At 75.4% G+C, this 14,045-nt stretch carries 14 protein-coding genes; 6 read left to right on the top strand and 8 right to left on the bottom strand.

Features of this window, described 5'->3' with window-relative positions:
* The first annotated feature begins 58 nt into the window (after positions 1 to 58).
* Complete coding sequence (locus tag JAO84_RS15975) at positions 59 to 400, top strand: VOC family protein (protein ID WP_370413492.1); 342 nt, start codon at positions 59 to 61, stop codon at positions 398 to 400.
* A 1-nt stretch (position 401) separates the two neighbouring features.
* Here the strand turns inward: JAO84_RS15975 and JAO84_RS15970 are convergent, their stop codons facing one another.
* A complete protein-coding gene (locus JAO84_RS15970; RefSeq protein ID WP_370413491.1) occupies positions 402 to 1,187 on the bottom strand; it encodes a sigma factor-like helix-turn-helix DNA-binding protein in 786 nt (261 codons plus the stop codon).
* Positions 1,188 to 1,217: 30 nt separating this feature from the next.
* Entirely contained in the window at positions 1,218 to 1,607 is a 390-nt protein-coding gene (locus tag JAO84_RS15965; RefSeq protein WP_265865286.1) for a DUF6479 family protein, read from the bottom strand.
* Between the two features lie 174 nt (positions 1,608 to 1,781).
* Here JAO84_RS15965 and JAO84_RS15960 point away from each other — a divergent pair, with 174 nt between their 5' ends.
* Complete coding sequence (locus JAO84_RS15960; RefSeq protein WP_370413490.1) at positions 1,782 to 2,291, top strand: SigE family RNA polymerase sigma factor; 510 nt, start codon at positions 1,782 to 1,784, stop codon at positions 2,289 to 2,291.
* A gap of 80 nt (positions 2,292 to 2,371) precedes the next feature.
* Entirely contained in the window at positions 2,372 to 3,646 is a 1,275-nt protein-coding gene (locus JAO84_RS15955) for a hypothetical protein (protein ID WP_370413489.1), read from the top strand.
* A 75-nt stretch (positions 3,647 to 3,721) separates the two neighbouring features.
* Here JAO84_RS15955 and JAO84_RS15950 read toward each other — a convergent pair whose 3' ends face one another.
* Entirely contained in the window at positions 3,722 to 5,476 is a 1,755-nt protein-coding gene (locus tag JAO84_RS15950) for a bifunctional 3'-5' exonuclease/DNA polymerase (RefSeq protein WP_370413488.1), read from the bottom strand.
* A gap of 65 nt (positions 5,477 to 5,541) precedes the next feature.
* On the bottom strand, positions 5,542 to 6,807 hold the full coding sequence (locus tag JAO84_RS15945; RefSeq protein ID WP_370413487.1) for a LuxR C-terminal-related transcriptional regulator: 1,266 nt from the start codon (positions 6,805 to 6,807) through the stop codon (positions 5,542 to 5,544).
* 152 nt (positions 6,808 to 6,959) lie between these two features.
* Here JAO84_RS15945 and JAO84_RS15940 point away from each other — a divergent pair, with 152 nt between their 5' ends.
* Together JAO84_RS15940 and JAO84_RS15935 are read left to right on the top strand one after the other, a co-directional pair.
* On the top strand, positions 6,960 to 7,898 hold the full coding sequence (locus tag JAO84_RS15940) for an NADP-dependent oxidoreductase (protein ID WP_370413486.1): 939 nt from the start codon (positions 6,960 to 6,962) through the stop codon (positions 7,896 to 7,898).
* Positions 7,899 to 7,965: 67 nt separating this feature from the next.
* Positions 7,966 to 8,457, top strand: a complete 492-nt coding sequence (locus tag JAO84_RS15935; protein ID WP_265865292.1) for a DUF4265 domain-containing protein — start codon at positions 7,966 to 7,968, stop codon at positions 8,455 to 8,457.
* Between the two features lie 69 nt (positions 8,458 to 8,526).
* On the opposite strand, the gene JAO84_RS15930 is transcribed toward JAO84_RS15935, so the two are convergent.
* From JAO84_RS15930 to JAO84_RS15915, 4 genes are all read right to left on the bottom strand, one after another.
* The gene (locus JAO84_RS15930; protein ID WP_370413485.1) at positions 8,527 to 9,018 is read right to left on the bottom strand and encodes a DUF1877 family protein; all 492 of its coding nucleotides are present in this window, start codon (positions 9,016 to 9,018) and stop codon (positions 8,527 to 8,529) included.
* A 49-nt stretch (positions 9,019 to 9,067) separates the two neighbouring features.
* Complete coding sequence (locus JAO84_RS15925) at positions 9,068 to 9,685, bottom strand: hypothetical protein (RefSeq protein WP_370413484.1); 618 nt, start codon at positions 9,683 to 9,685, stop codon at positions 9,068 to 9,070.
* A 200-nt stretch (positions 9,686 to 9,885) separates the two neighbouring features.
* Positions 9,886 to 11,883: an ABC transporter permease gene (locus JAO84_RS15920; RefSeq protein ID WP_370413483.1), complete on the bottom strand. Its 1,998-nt coding sequence runs from the start codon at positions 11,881 to 11,883 to the stop codon at positions 9,886 to 9,888.
* Positions 11,877 to 12,659 (bottom strand): ABC transporter ATP-binding protein, encoded by a 783-nt coding sequence (locus JAO84_RS15915; protein ID WP_370413482.1) that lies wholly within the window; start codon positions 12,657 to 12,659, stop codon positions 11,877 to 11,879. Before JAO84_RS15915 ends, JAO84_RS15920 begins: the two co-directional genes overlap by 7 nt.
* 213 nt (positions 12,660 to 12,872) lie before the next feature.
* Here JAO84_RS15915 and JAO84_RS15910 point away from each other — a divergent pair, with 213 nt between their 5' ends.
* On the top strand, positions 12,873 to 14,015 hold the full coding sequence (locus tag JAO84_RS15910) for a DUF2786 domain-containing protein (RefSeq protein WP_370413481.1): 1,143 nt from the start codon (positions 12,873 to 12,875) through the stop codon (positions 14,013 to 14,015).
* The last annotated feature ends 30 nt before the right edge of the window (positions 14,016 to 14,045 follow it).

Here is a 14,045-nt window from a genome sequence, read left to right as displayed (position 1 = left end):
GTTCGTCCCTCAGTCATTCACCCCGTCATCCGCCCCCGTCGTTCGCCGAGGAGCAGCCATGGCCATGAACACCGTGATCTTTCCCGTGAAGGACCTGGAGCGGGCCAAGGCCCTGCTCACCGCCCTCCTCGGAACCGCGCCCAGCGTCGACGCGCCGTACTACGTGGGCTTCGACGTCGACGGGCAGCACTTCGGGCTCGACCCCAACGGCCACGGCAAGGGGCTGACCGGACCCGTGCCCTTCTGGGACGTCGACGACCTCGACGGGCTGCTCCAGGCGCTGCTCGCGGCCGGTGCGACCACCGTGCAGGAGGTGCAGGAGGTCGGCGGCGGGATGCGGATCACCACCGTGAAGGACCCGGACGGGAACATGATCGGGCTCCGCTCCACCGCCGGGTAGTTCACAGTGGCGCGAGCGTCAGCCGGGACAGGTGCTCTCCGTCTGCCAGGGCGTCGACCGCCGTGACCCGGTCCTCCAGGACGGTGAAGCGGAGCACCGCCTTCGGTTCGCCGTCAGGCGCCGCCCACAGCAGGCCCGCCGCGCCGTTCACCAGCGCCGTACGAGCCTCCCGCACCCGTCCCGCGACACGGTGCGCCACGGCCGGCGCGCCGTGCGCGGGCGCCGCCCCCGCCCGTACCGCCTCGGCGTCCGCCCGCAGCACCGCGTCCGGGTCGAGGAGGGCGAGCAGGGTGTCCACGTCGTTCTCGCGCGCGGCGGCCAGGAACGCCGCCACCACCTTCCGCTGCCGCTCCGGATCCGGGGCCGGCAGCTCCTCCGTGCCCTCGACGCGGCGGCGCGCCCGGGAGATCAGCTGACGGGTGGCGGCCGGGGTGCGGCCGACGAGCGGCGCGATCGTGTCGTACGGCACGGCGAAGTCCTCGTGGAGGACGAAGGCGAGCCGTTCCGACGGGGCCAGGGCGTCCAGGGCTTCCTCGGCCTCCGGGGCGTCCCAGGGGTCCTGCGGGACCGGGCGCAGGGCCTCGCGCGCCCGCAGCCAGTCCAGGCAGAAGGCGGCGAGGTCGGCCAGCCGTCCGCCGGAGGCCCCTACCGCCTCCTCCACGAGGGAGGGGGCGGCGGGTGCCCCGGCGGTGCCGAGCAGCCGCTCGGCCACCGGAGCGGGGTCGAGGGGAGGGGAGTCCACGGGAGTCATGTCCACGGGGGTCATGTCCGCAGGGCTGGTGTCCACGGGGTACGGGTACGGGCGGGGCGGGGCGGCTCAGTCGCCGTGGCCCGGGCCGCCGCTGCCGAAGCCGCCGCTGGAAATGCCGCCCCACTTGCGCTTTTCCTCGCTCGGGGGGTCGGTGGCTTCTTCGCCGGAGTTCTTCAGGTGGTACGGCATGAGCCGGTGTTCACCGTCGGTCTGCGGCATCTCGCTGGGCTTCCGGTACTCGGACGTCTCACCCGGCAACGCTCCGGTGTCCGGCCGGTGCGGCTGGGTGTCGGGGTCGGGTGGCGGAAGTTCCTTGTTCTTCACCCGGATCCCGAACATGAAGGCGCCGATGAGGATGGCGACCACGATCAGACCACCCAGCACCTGGGCCAGTCCGGACTGCCAGACACCAGCCGCCGTGGTGACGTGCGCCGAGTCCACGAGGAAAGTGTTCATACAACAGGGTTACCCCATTTTGCCCGGAATGTGCTCCCTGGGAGGGCGGGAGTCGTCGAGAGCCGTCGAGATCCCTCGAAAGTCGAGGATTCACGTGAAACATTCCCGGGCGTTCGTCGCGTCAATGAGGTGTAGCAAGCAAGCGAACTCGTGACAGCGACGGAGGGGAGGGACATGAGAACGTCCCGCGCGGACGAGTTCCTGGATTTCGCCACCGCCCGCTCCGGGCATCTGTTCCGCTCGGCGTGCCTTCTGACCAGCGGAGACACCCATCTCGCCGAGGACCTGGTGCAGGAGACGCTGGGCCGGATGTACGCCGTCTGGGGCCGCGTCGCCCGGATCGGCAACCCGGCGGGCTACGCACAGACCGTGCTCGTACGGACCTTCCTCAGCCACCGCAGGCGCCGCTCGGCCACCGAGCGTCCCCTCGGCGAGCTGCCCGACCGCGCCCCCGACAGCGGCGAGGACCCGGCGCTGCGCATCGCCCTCCTCGACGCCCTCGCCGGGCTCGCGCCCAAGGACCGGGCGGTGGTGGTGCTCCGCTACTGGGAGGACCGCAGCGTCGAGGAGACGGCCGACGCCATGAACACCAGCTCAGCGGCCGTACGCACCCGCAGCACCCGGGCCCTCGCGGCCCTGCGCAAACGGCTCGGCGGCAGCATCGCCGAATTCGCCACCCGCTGAGCCCGCTGGGCCTCTGAGCCCGCTGAGCCCCCTGAACTTCCTTCCTTTTCGAACCACGGACCCGGAACGGTGATCCCGCCATGCCTCAGCACGAAGAACACGACGTCACGAACGGACGATTCGAGGACGAACTCGGCACCGTCATGCGCCGGGCCGGTGAGGGCTTCGCCCTCGACGACCGCCGCGAGCTCGTCACCGGTGGCCTCGCCCGCGGCCGCCGCCGGGTAGTGCGCCGCCGCGTCGCCACCGTCGGCGGCGCCCTCGCCCTCGCCGCGATCGGCGTGGGCGGGGTGTACGGCGGCTCGGTGCTCGGCGGGAACGGCGGGGTGGAGAAGTCCTCCGTGGCCGGCCCGACCCAGGGCGGCACGAACGCCCAGGACAAGGCGGCGGAGGCCGAGGCGAACCTCGGCGCGCGCATCCCCGCCCTGAAGATGCTGGCCGTCCTGAAGAACAACCTGCCGGCCGGTGCCTGGACCGTCGACAACCCCAAGAGCGCGGGGACGGGGGTCTATGCGACGTACGACGAGGGCAAGGGCAAGGCGGCCGTCGACGTGGGCCTGCAGCGGCAGACCCCCGAACAGATGAGCGGGATCTCCTGCCAGGGCAAGGGCATGGACTCGTGGGACTACTGCAACGTCAGCAAGGGCGAGGACGGGTCGGTGATCCAGGAGCTTCGGGGCGCCAAGGCCGCTGCCACGGATCCCGTGGTGTGGCGGACGCGCGTGACCGACCGCTACGGGTTCACCGTCGTCGTGACCCAGTCGACGGCCCTCAAGGGCCAGCGCGTGGCGAGCCGGCAGTCCGTTCCCTTCACCGCGCAGCAGCTGAAGAACGTCGCCACGCTGAGTGACTGGGCGGTGCTGGCCAAGTCGTACCCGCTGCCCAAGTCCGGCAAGCCCGGCGCCGACGCTCCGCACGCCGAGCCGAGCGGCGCCGTGGTCAAGGCGACCCTGCGGTCGCTGCTGCCGAAGGGCCTGACGGTCGTCGACCAGAGCGAGCAGGCCGGCTACAGCAGCGTGGTCGTGGACGACGGCAAGGGCCGGAGCCTCGTCGGCGTCAACGTCCAGTACGGCATGAACGACGTCCGCGGCCAGCTCTTCGGCAGCGGCGACGTCACCACGCTGCCGGACGGCCGGGTCGTGAAGCTCACCCAGCAGCCGGGCGAGAAGGGCGGGGCGGGCGTCGTGTGGTGGACGGCCGACACGATGACCAAGGACGGCTTCCGGGTCGTGGTCTCCGCGTTCAACACCGGCGACCAGGCGAAGCCGGCGACGCGCCCGGAGCCCGCGCTGACCCTTGAGCAGCTCAAGGCGATCGCCCTGGACCCGAGGTGGCAGAAGCTGCCGACGAAGTAGCCCGGAAGCCGGAAGCCGGAAGGCGGCAGCCGTCAGGCGTGAGGTGAGGGTCCGAACCCCGGGCCCCGCCTCACGTCACTTCGCGTCCGAGTAGCGCTCCACCGTCGCCGTCGTGAACGGGAACCGCACCGGTGTGTCCCCGAACGCGATCCGGCCCGCCTGGTCGCCCGCCGCGCGGATCGCCGCCGTGACCGCCTCGGCCTCCTCGGCCGGGCAGTGCACGATCACCTCGTCGTGCTGGAAGAAGACCAGCTCGGCCCGCATCCCGGCGGTGGCGCGGCGCAGGGCCGCCAGCATCAGCAGGGCCCAGTCGGCGGCGCTGCCCTGGACGACGAAGTTACGGGTGAAGCGGCCGCGGGCCCGGGCGTCGCTCGACGCGTACCCGGGGATGTAACCGTCAGCCCCGGCCCCGGCCACCGACCCCGGCTCGCCCGGGAGCTCGTCCTGCGGGATGCCCGCCTCGCCGTCCTCCTCGGCCCCGGCCGCGCGCGGGCTGGTGCGGCCCAGCCAGGTGCGGACGAGGCGCCCGTCCTCGCCCGCCTTCGCCGCGTCGTCCACATAGGCCACCGCGCGCGGGAAGCGGCGGCGCAGGGCGGCCAGGTTCTTCAGGCCGTCGCCGCTGGTCTGCCCGTAGATCGCGCCGAGCAGCGCGAGCTTGGCATGGTCGCGGTCGCCGGAGAAGGCCCGGTCGGACAGCCGGGTGTAGAGGTCGTCGGGGTGCCCGGCGACCTCCATCAGGCCCGGGTCGCGGGAGATCGCGGCGAGCACCCGGGGCTCCATCTGGTCGGCGTCGGCCACCACGAGCCGCCAGCCCTCGTCGGCGACGACGGCCTGCCGGACGACCTTCGGGATCTGCAGCGCACCGCCGCCGTTGGTGGTCCAGCGGCCGCTGACGGTGCCCCCGGGCAGGTACTCGGGCCGGAAACGCCCGTCGCGCACCCAGTCCGCGAGCCAGCTCCAGCCGTGCGCCGTCCAGATCCGGTACAACTTCTTGTACGCGACGAGCGGCGCGACCGCCGGGTGGTCGAGCTCCTCCAGCTCCCAGCGCCGGGTCGACCGCACCCGGATCCCGGCCTGGGCGAAGGCCCGTATCACGTCCGCCGGCAGATCGGGCCGGACCCGGCGCCCGAACGCCGCCGACACCTCGTCCGCCAGCTCCGCGAGCCGGCGCGGCTCGCCCCCGCCCGCGTACCGCTCGCCGAGCAGTCCGTGCAGCAGCTCCCGGTGCACGTCCGCCCGCCAGGGCAGCCCGGCCCGGTGCATCTCGGCGGCGATCAGCATGCCCGCCGACTCGGCCGCCGTCAGCAGCCGCATCCGGCCCGGGTGCTCGGCCAGATCGTGCCGGCGCTGCTGCTCCGCGTACACCTCCAGGAGCGCGTCGAAGGGCAGCGCGGTCGACGCGGCCACCGGCTCGAAGAGGGAGTCCTGCGCGGTCGGTTCCGCGGCCCGCAGCGGCGGATCGGGCGGTACGGGCGCGTGGTGCAGGCGCGCCCAGGCCGCGGCGGCCGAGCGGGGCTCGCCGAGCCGCCCCTCGTGGCCGAGGAGGAGCTGCTCGGCGTCCTCCATGTCGTAACACCGCTCGACCCGCACCCCGGCGGCGAGCAGCCGCGGATACACCTCGGCGGTCGACCGCCACACCCAGCGGGCGACCTCGGGCCGGGACCGGACCGCCGCGACCAGGTCCGGCTCGCGCCGCACGGCGCCGGCGGGCAGCCCGTCGGCGCCGAGGGGGACGAGCAGCGCCCCGTCCCCGTCCGGCTCGGGCGCGAGGGCCCACCGGCCGCCCCCCGGACCACCAGCCGGTTCGTCCACGCCACCCGGTTCGTTCACAGGTGCGAGTCTGGCACCCGCCACTGACAATCGGGCGCTTTGCCCCTCAAGGGCATGTATACGGCTTATGCGGCGCGGTGGAACAGCGCCGCCGCCTCGCCCCGCGAACCGACCCCGAGCTTGTTCAGGATGTTCGCCACGTGGAACTTCACCGTGGACTCGCTGATGTGCAGCTCCTGCGCGATCTGCCGGTTCCGGTGCCCGAGCGCGAGGTGGGTGAGGACCTCCACCTCCCGTTCGCCGAGCCCGCTCAGCGGGTCGAGCGCGGCCGTCGGTGCCTCCGGCACGGTGAGCGGGACGGTCGCGGTGAGCGTCGTGCCCCAGCCCGGCACCGCGTCCATGTCGAGCCGGCCGCCGAGGGCCTCCAGACGGTCGGTGATGCTGCCCGCGCCGAGCGGGCAGGCGTCGAGGAGGCCGGGCCCGTCGTCCCGTACCGTCGCGCGCAGTTCGTGCTCGGTCAGCGTCCAGCCGACGTGCACCCGCGACACCGCCTCCTGCTCCAGGACCACCAGGAGCAGCGCCCGTACGACCGCCCGCGCGCCGTGCGCCACGTCGCCGGGCAGTCCGCGGGCGGCGTCCGGGCCGTCCGGCGGGCCGAGTTCGAGCCGTACCGGGCTGTGCCGCAGCATCGGGCGCAGCCCGTCGGCGAGCCGGGCGAAGGCCTCGAAGGCCGGTTCCTCGGCGATCGAACGGTCGCGGTCGGACGCGGCCCGCAGCTCGATCAGCGCCGACACCGCGAGCTCGGTCGCGGTCGCCCGGGCCGCCGCGTCGTCGAGCGAACGGCTGCGCAGCACCCCCAGCACCCCGGACAGCGCGGCGGCCTGCGCGGTGCTCAGCTCGGCGGTCACCCGCGCCCGGGTGTCGGCCGCCGCCCGCGAACGGGCGAGCGCCCCCGGCAGCGCCTCGCGCGCGAACCGGTCGAAGTGGCCGGTCACCAGGTCCCACAGGAGCTGCGCCACGGTCAGGGCCGGCTCCTCGGCCGGGGCGGCGCCCTCCTCCCGTACGAGCACCAGGACCGAGCCGCGCGCGGTGGCGTCGCTCCGCACCGCCACCACGTCCCGTTCCGCACCGCCGAGGACGGCACGGCCCTGCCAGGGCCGGCCGGCCGTCCCCGCGGCGAGCAGCGGCGCGAGTTCGGCGGCGGTGATCGGCAGCTCGGGCGCGCCCGTCCGCTTGAACGGCGAGTGCGCGCAGTGCGTCGACAGCTCGACGGCCGCCCGGTGCGGGATCAGCTCGGCGAGCACCTCGGACAGCCGGGGGAGCACCGCGCCCAGCGGCCGGCCGATGATGTCGCGGGCCGCCGACAGGGCCCCGGTCGCGGTGAGTTCCATGAGCGTCAAGCGTACGGACGCGGGCGCGCGGGCGGCTGTCCTTTCGGACGGGGACGACTGGCCGGAAGGACGGCGGGGGCGGGGTGCCGCCGGGCGCAGGCTGAACCAGTCAGCACAAGGACCCGGCACAACTGCCCAGTTACGGGGGAATCATGGAAGCGATCGTGTACGAGGAGTTCGGCGGCCCCGAGGTGCTGCGGTACGAGGACGGGGTCGCCGTCCCGGAGCCCGGCCCGGGCGAGGTGCGGGTCAAGGTGGCGGCGGTGGGGGTCAACCCGCTGGACTGGAAGCGCCGTTACGGGTGGGTGGAGGAGTTCTACCCGACCACCTTCCCGGCCGTCCCCGGCCTGGAGTTCGCGGGCACCGTCGACGCCGTCGGCCCCGTGGCGAAGGGCCCCGACGGGACCGAACTGCGCTTCGGCGACGAGGTGTTCGGCTGGACGAAGACCGGCGCCTACGCCCAGTACGCCCTCGCCGACATCGTGGCCCGCAAGCCCGCCGGCCTCTCCTGGGAGCTCGCGGCGAGCCTCCCGGTCGCGGGCGAGACCGCCGCCCGGGTCCTCGGCCTGCTCGGCGTCCGGGCCGGCGAGACCCTGCTCCTGCACGGTGCCGCGGGGGCCGTCGGGGCGCTGGCCGCGCAGCTGGCCGTGGCGGCCGGCGCGACCGTGATCGGCACGGCGTCCGAGCGCAACCACGGCTTCCTGCGCGAGCTCGGCGTGACCCCGGTGGCGTACGGGGAGGGGCTCGCCGACCGGGTGCGCGCCGCCGCGCCGCAGGGCGCCGACGCGGTGTTCGACGCGGCCGGCACCGACAACCTGCCGGTCTCGATCGAGCTGACGGGCGGCGCGAAGTCCCGCATCGTCACCATCTCCGCCCCGAACGACGTGGCCGCCGAGCACGGCATCGTCTTCTCCGCCGGCGGTACGGACCCGTCCGTCGTGAGCCGGCAGCTGGCCGAGCAGGCCCGCCTGGTCGTCGAGGGCCGGCTGCGGGTCGACGTCGCCGAGACCCTGCCGCTGAAGGAGGCCGTGCGGGCGCAGGAGCTGAGCGAGGCGGGGCACGTACGGGGGAAGCTGGTGCTGCTGCCGTGAGGACACCGTCTTCGAGGGCGGGGGCCTTCCGGGGGCGGCGGGCGCGGGGCGGGGCTAACCTCGCGGGGTGAGTGTCACTCCGGGCGCCGCCGCCGGCGGCCGCATCAAGATCTGGTTCCGCTTCGAGCCCCGCGAGGGCTGGCTCCCCATGGACACCGAGGGGCTGTGGGCCGAGCCGGTGGGCGAGGACACGGCACGGGTCGCCAACGTGCCGTTCCTGCAGAACGGCGTGGCCGAGGGGGATGTCGTCCGCTACAAGACGGACGGCGAGGGCGTGCACTGGGCCACCGACCGTGCGGCGGCCTCCGGCAACGTCACCGTCCGCGTGCTGCCCGCCCGCTCCGGCCCGCTCGGCCCGAGCGCCGGCGCGGTGCACGAGCGGTTCGCCCCCTACGGGATCGGCGGCGAGTCGTACAGCGCGGAGTTTCCGCTGGTGGCGCTCACGGTCCCGGCGGACGCGCCGCTGGGCGAGATCAAGGCCCTGCTCGAACGCGGGGAGGCGGACGGCTGGTGGCACTGGGAGCTGGGGTGCGCGACGGAGGCGTGGAACGCGGCGTGAGCCCGCGCGCGACCGACTCCCGCCTGAGCCCGCACGCGCCCTCGCCCTCGCCGGACCCGGCCCGCCGCCCTAGAACCAGCCGGCCTTGATCACCGCGTGGCCCGCGGCGGCGGCCCGCTCGTAGAAGCCGCGCAGGCTGCGGTGGTGGGTCTCGTACATCTCCCGGACCGTGGCGTCGTCCCAGTCGGGCCCCATGGAGGTCACGATCCGGCCGCCCAGCCGGGCCCACAGGGCGTCGAAGGAGACGGTGGCGAGGAAGGCGGCGGCGCGCGTGACCCCGGCCGGTTCGAGGAGGATCAGGGGCGGGTCCGGATAGCGGTCGGTGGGGGCGCCGGCGGGCTGGCGCCCGCCGAACACCGGGAGTTCGGCGTCCGTGGCCCCCGCCCCCGCCGCCGTCCGGTAGAGCTCGTCGAGCCGGCCGTAGTCCTTCTCGATCGCGTCGGCGACGCCCGCCGCGTGCTCGACCTCGATCACGTCCCAGGCCGCGTTCATGAAGGCGGCCAGCCAGTCGTGGTCGTCGCGTATGTCCGACTCCGCCGCGGCCCGCAGATGCAGATGCACGTCGGCCCCCCTCGCCTCGTCCGCCCCGCCTGATCCGACGAGAGGGACGTTATCGGCCACCACTGACAGTCCGGCGCAGCTCCGTGAGACGGCCCCAGGCCGCCGACGCGGGTCCGTCGCCGAGGCCGGCCGTCAGGAGCGAGGTGCAGTAGGCGCGGGTCTCCGGGGCGGCGGTGCGGAGGGCCTCGCTGACGGCGGCGAGGGCGGCGGTAGCGCGGGAGCCGCGGGCGTGGGCGAGGGCGGCGAGGACGGCGGTCGCGAGGTCGGCGGACGCGGCGGGCGCGGTGACGACCGGCGGAGTGTCCGTGGGGCCGAGGACGAGGGGGCGCAGGCTCAGTGAGGGCCAGCTGCCGAGGCCGGTGGCGAACGGGCCGGCCGCCCAGGCGGCGGTGGCCCGGTCGGGGCAGACGGCGAGGAGGAGGGCGGGCGCGCCGTACCGCTCGCGCAGCCGCGCCACGGCCGCCGTCCAGGCCCGGGCCCGGGCGGGATCGCGCCGGCCCCGTACGTCGATGGCGAGCACGAAGGCCCGCCCGGGCACGGGGCGCACGAGCAGCGCGCTGTCGACGCCGGGCTCGGTCGGGAGCACCCAGACGAGGGCGTGGGGCGGCGGTACGAGGCCGAGGAGGCGGAAGACGGGGGTCGGGACGAAGTGGGGGAGGCTCAGCATGATCGGCACGCTAGGGGCGGACCGGGAGGGCTGGAAGTGCCTTTGGCATATGACAACCCATGTGGGTGACGAGCCTCGCCTCCTGTGCTGACGGCAGTGCTGATGGCAGTGCTGACGACAGGGCTGACGACAGGCGGGACGGGAGGGAACCCGGCTCCGACCCCGGTTCCCGTCCCGTCCCGAAGTACCAGCCTCACCCCTCAGCGGGTGAGCCGCCAGGCGGGGAGCACCGCCCCGGCCGCCGCGACCGTCGCGCAGACGGCGCCCGCCGCCCCGAGGGCCGTCCACGGGAGGTCCGGACTCACCGGCGCGCCGAGGGCGGCGAGGCCCGCGCCCAGGGCGCCCAGGCAGAGGGCGCAGACGGCCAGGCCGAGGACGGCGCCCAGGGCGGTGGCGAGCAGCGACTCGTACGCCACGACCCGGAGGATCTGCGCGCGGGTGGCGCCGGCGAGGCGGAGGGAGGCGAGTTCCGGGCCGCGGGCCGAGGTGGCCATGAGGAGGGTGTTGGCGAGGGCGATCACCGTGTAGAGCAGCGCGATGCCGAGGACCAGGACCAGGCCGAGCCGGGTCTGCGAGCTGCCCCCGGCCGGGCCCGAACCCTCTTGTTCCAGGGCCCCGGGGGCGTTGGCCGGGGTCACGAGCGGCTCGTTGCCGCCCGCGCCGCGCGGCAGCACGCCGGCGACCCGGAGGCGTACCGGACCGGAGCCGTCCGCGCGCCAGATCTCGACCGTGTCGCCGACCCGGTGCCGCTCGAACTCCTCCGTCACCACGATCGACCGGTCGTCCAGACCGCCCGGCGCAGCCCCGCCCGCCGTCCCACCACCCGACACCGCCCGCGCCCCGTACTTGACCAGGGCCTCGGCCCCGTCCCGTACGAAGAGGGAGGTCGGCGCCCCGGCCGGCTGCCGGGCGGACTCCGCCGCCCGCGCCGCGCCGACCGTGCCCGCCGCGCCGAGCAGCGTGCCGGCCAGGGCGACGGTGACCAGGACCGGGGCGGCGACGGCGGCGGTACGGCGTACGGCGGCCGCGCTGTTCTCCCGTACGAGCATCCCCGTCGCCCCGGTCAGGCGCATTGCCCCGGTCAGGCGCTCCGGGAGCCGGACGGCGCGGGCCAGCGGGCGTACGAGCGCAGGCGCGAGCAGCGCCACGCCCGTGATCAGGGGCATCGGCAGGGTCGTGTACGTCTTGCGCTTGAGGAGCTCGGCGGGGTCGGTCGCGTACGTCCACGCCAGCAGCGCGAGGCCGCCGAGCAGCAGGGCCGCGCCGCACAGCGCCCGGCCGCGCGGCAGCGCGTCGGTGTCGACGTCCGCCTCGCGCAGCGCGGCCGTCGGGCCGATCCGCCCGGCCCGCCGGGAGGCGGCGAGCGCGCCCGCCACGGCGACGGTCAGGCCGGTCCAGAAGGCTGCGTGGTACGGCCAGGAGGCCTCCGAGGCGGTGATGGTGAACCAGGGCGGGGCGATCCCGCCGTCCACCAGGGCCCGGGCGAGCCGGGGCGCGCCCCACGCGCCGAGCAGACAGCCGGCGGCGGAGGCGAGTGCCCCGACGGCGGTCGCCTCGGCGAGCAGCAGGCGCCGGACCTGGCCGGGGGTGGCGCCGGCGGTGCGCAGCAGGCCGTACTCGCGGCGGCGCAGGGCGACGGAGAAGGCGAAGGTGGAGGCGACGACGAAGACGGAGACGAAGGCGGTGACGCCGCCGGCGGTGCCGAGCAGGGCGTTGAGGGTGACGAGCGCGCGGGCGTCGCGGGCGGCCTCGGGGTCGACGGCGCGCCGTTCGGGGCCGGTGAGCACTCGGTTCCGGTCCCCGGTGAGCCGGGTGACCAGTGCCCGGACCTGGTTCGCCGGGCCGTCGACCCCGACGGCGTCCGGGCCGCCGTCAGCCGTCGTGCCACTCGTCCTCACCGTCCAGCGGGCGCGCAGCTCGCGCAGGAGTTCGGCGTCCACAGGCTGTGGACGGTCGAGCGGCGCGGTCGTGACGGCCGTTCCCGGGCCGCGCCGCACCTCCACCGCGAGCCGGTCCTGACCCTGGACGACCACGGGCGAATCCGCGAACCGGACCGGCGCCCGGCTCTCCGCCCCCACGGTGGCGGAGAGCCCGAGCCCCATGACGGTCACCAGTCCCACGCCGAGCGCGAGCGCGGTGAACCCGCCGACGAAGGACGCCCAGCGGCCGCGCAGCCCGGCGAGTACGACGGTCAGCACGCCGCACCCGCTGCTTCCCCGTGCGCCTCCAGGCCCGCCATGCGGGCCGCGACCGTCTCCGCCGTCGGCGCGTGCTGCTCGCCGACGAGCCGTCCGTCGACGAGGAAGAGGACGCGGTCGGCGCGGGCCGCCGCCACCGGGTCGTGGGTGACCATGACGAGCGTCAGGCCGTCCCGGTCGACGAGTTCGCGCAGCAGGTCGAGGACCGCGCGGCCGGTGGTGGAGTCGAGGGCGCCGGTCGGTTCGTCGCCGAAGAGCACGGCGGGCCGGGTGATGAGCGCGCGGGCCAGCGCCACGCGCTGCTGCTGGCCGCCGGAGAGCTCGGCCGGGCGGTGCCGCTCGCGGCCCGCGAGGCCGACCCGGGCGAGGGCGTCGCGCACCTGCGCGCGGGACGGGCGGCGGCCCGCGAGGCGGAGCGGCAGGGCCACGTTCTGGGCGGCGGTGAGCGAGGGCAGCAGATTGAACGACTGGAAGACGAAGCCGATCCGGTCCCGCCGCAGCAGCGTCAGCCGCCGCTCGCTCAGCCCGGTCAGCGGCACGCCGTCGATCTCCACGGTGCCGGCCGTCGGCCGGTCGAGCCCGGCCGCGCACTGCAGCAGCGTGGACTTGCCGGAGCCGGACGGGCCCATGACAGCGGTGAAGCTCCCGGCGGGCAGATCGAGGTCGACGCCGTCGAGCGCGCGGACGTCCCGGTGGAGCCGGCGGAGCCCGCGCAGCCGTACGGCGGGGGCGGCGGGGGCAGCGGGCCGGTGGACGGTGGTCGTGGTCGAGGTCATGCCTCCAGCGAACCGTCCGGCCGGCCTCCGATCACGACCACCAGCGGGCGTCCCGGGGGTAGGGCCGGCCCTACCCCCACCGCTCTCGTTCCCCTACCGCGCCGCGCCCCTGAGGACGGCCGAGCGCCGACAATGGTGTGGTGATGGAGTGGCGGGCGAGGTGCCCGGGACCCGCGTTGCCGGGGTGGGCCGATCGTGGAAGGAGGCACATTGATGTCGGAGGGGCACACGGAGGGGACGAGCACGGTCGAGCGCGCCTTCGAGGCGCTGTACGGGGACGACGAGCGGGCCCTCGACACGGCGGCCTCGCTGCTCGCGGCGGACCGCACCGCCGACGCCGAACTGGTCCGGCGCGGCGAGGAGTTCGTCCGCTCGCTGTGGGCGCGGGGCTGGCAGCCGGCCGATGTCGTACGGATGGTGCGGCGCGAACTCGGCGACGAGCACGTGCGGTTGGCCGCCGGGCTCGTACGGACGGAGACCGCACGCTACGAGCGCCTCCCGCACCGCTGGCAGGCGCAGCTCGACGCGCTCGACGAGGGGTCGGTACGTCCGGGGGCGGACCGCTTCTCGTACGCGACCGCCGTCCTGGAGCTCTACCGGCTGCTCGTCCGGCTGCCCCGCCTCGACGCCGTCGGGCCGGTGCCCGGCGAGACGCTGCCGCCGCCCGTCGCGGGCGAGCCGAAGCTGCTGACCCGGATCCGGGCGCTGCTCGCGAAGGCGGAGCGGACGACGTACGCGGAGGAGGCGGAGGCGCTGACCGCGAAGGCGCAGGAGCTGATGGCCCGGCACAGCCTCGACGAGGCGAGCCTGGCGGCGGGCGCGCCGGCGCCGGAGACCCCGGGCGCGCTGCGGATCGGCGTGGACCCGCCGTACGAGCAGGCGAAGGCGATCCTGCTGGACGCGGTGGCGGGGGCGAACCACTGCCGGGCGGTGTGGAACGAGGCGTACGGCTTCTCGACGGTCGTCGGCTTCGAGGCGGACCTCGACCCGGTGGAACTCCTCTACACCTCCCTGCTCGTGCAGGGCACGGCGGCGATGACCCGCGCGGAGGCCGAACAGCGCGCCGGCGGCCGCAAGCGCACCAAGTCCTTCCGTCAGTCCTTCCTCCTCGCCTACGCCAACCGCCTCGGCGCCCGCCTCGCCACGACCTCCCGCCGCGTCGCCGCCGAGACCCCGACCCTCCTCCCCGCCCTCGCCTCCCGCGACCTCGCCGTCACCGCCCGCACCGACGAACTCTTCCCCGAAACCCGCACCACCCGCGTCCGCGCCGCCTGGGACGAGGCCGGCTGGCACCACGGCACGACGGCGGCGGACCGCGCGGGCCTGGGCGCGCGCGGGAGGGACGAGATCCACTAGCGCCCCAAATGCTCCTTTCGTCGCTTCTCG

The sequence above is a fragment of the Streptomyces fradiae genome, assembly GCF_041270065.1.
Taxonomy (GTDB): Bacteria; Actinomycetota; Actinomycetes; order Streptomycetales; family Streptomycetaceae; genus Streptomyces.
Note: the sequence above shows the minus strand (reverse complement) of the source record. Positions and strands in the feature narration are given on the sequence as shown.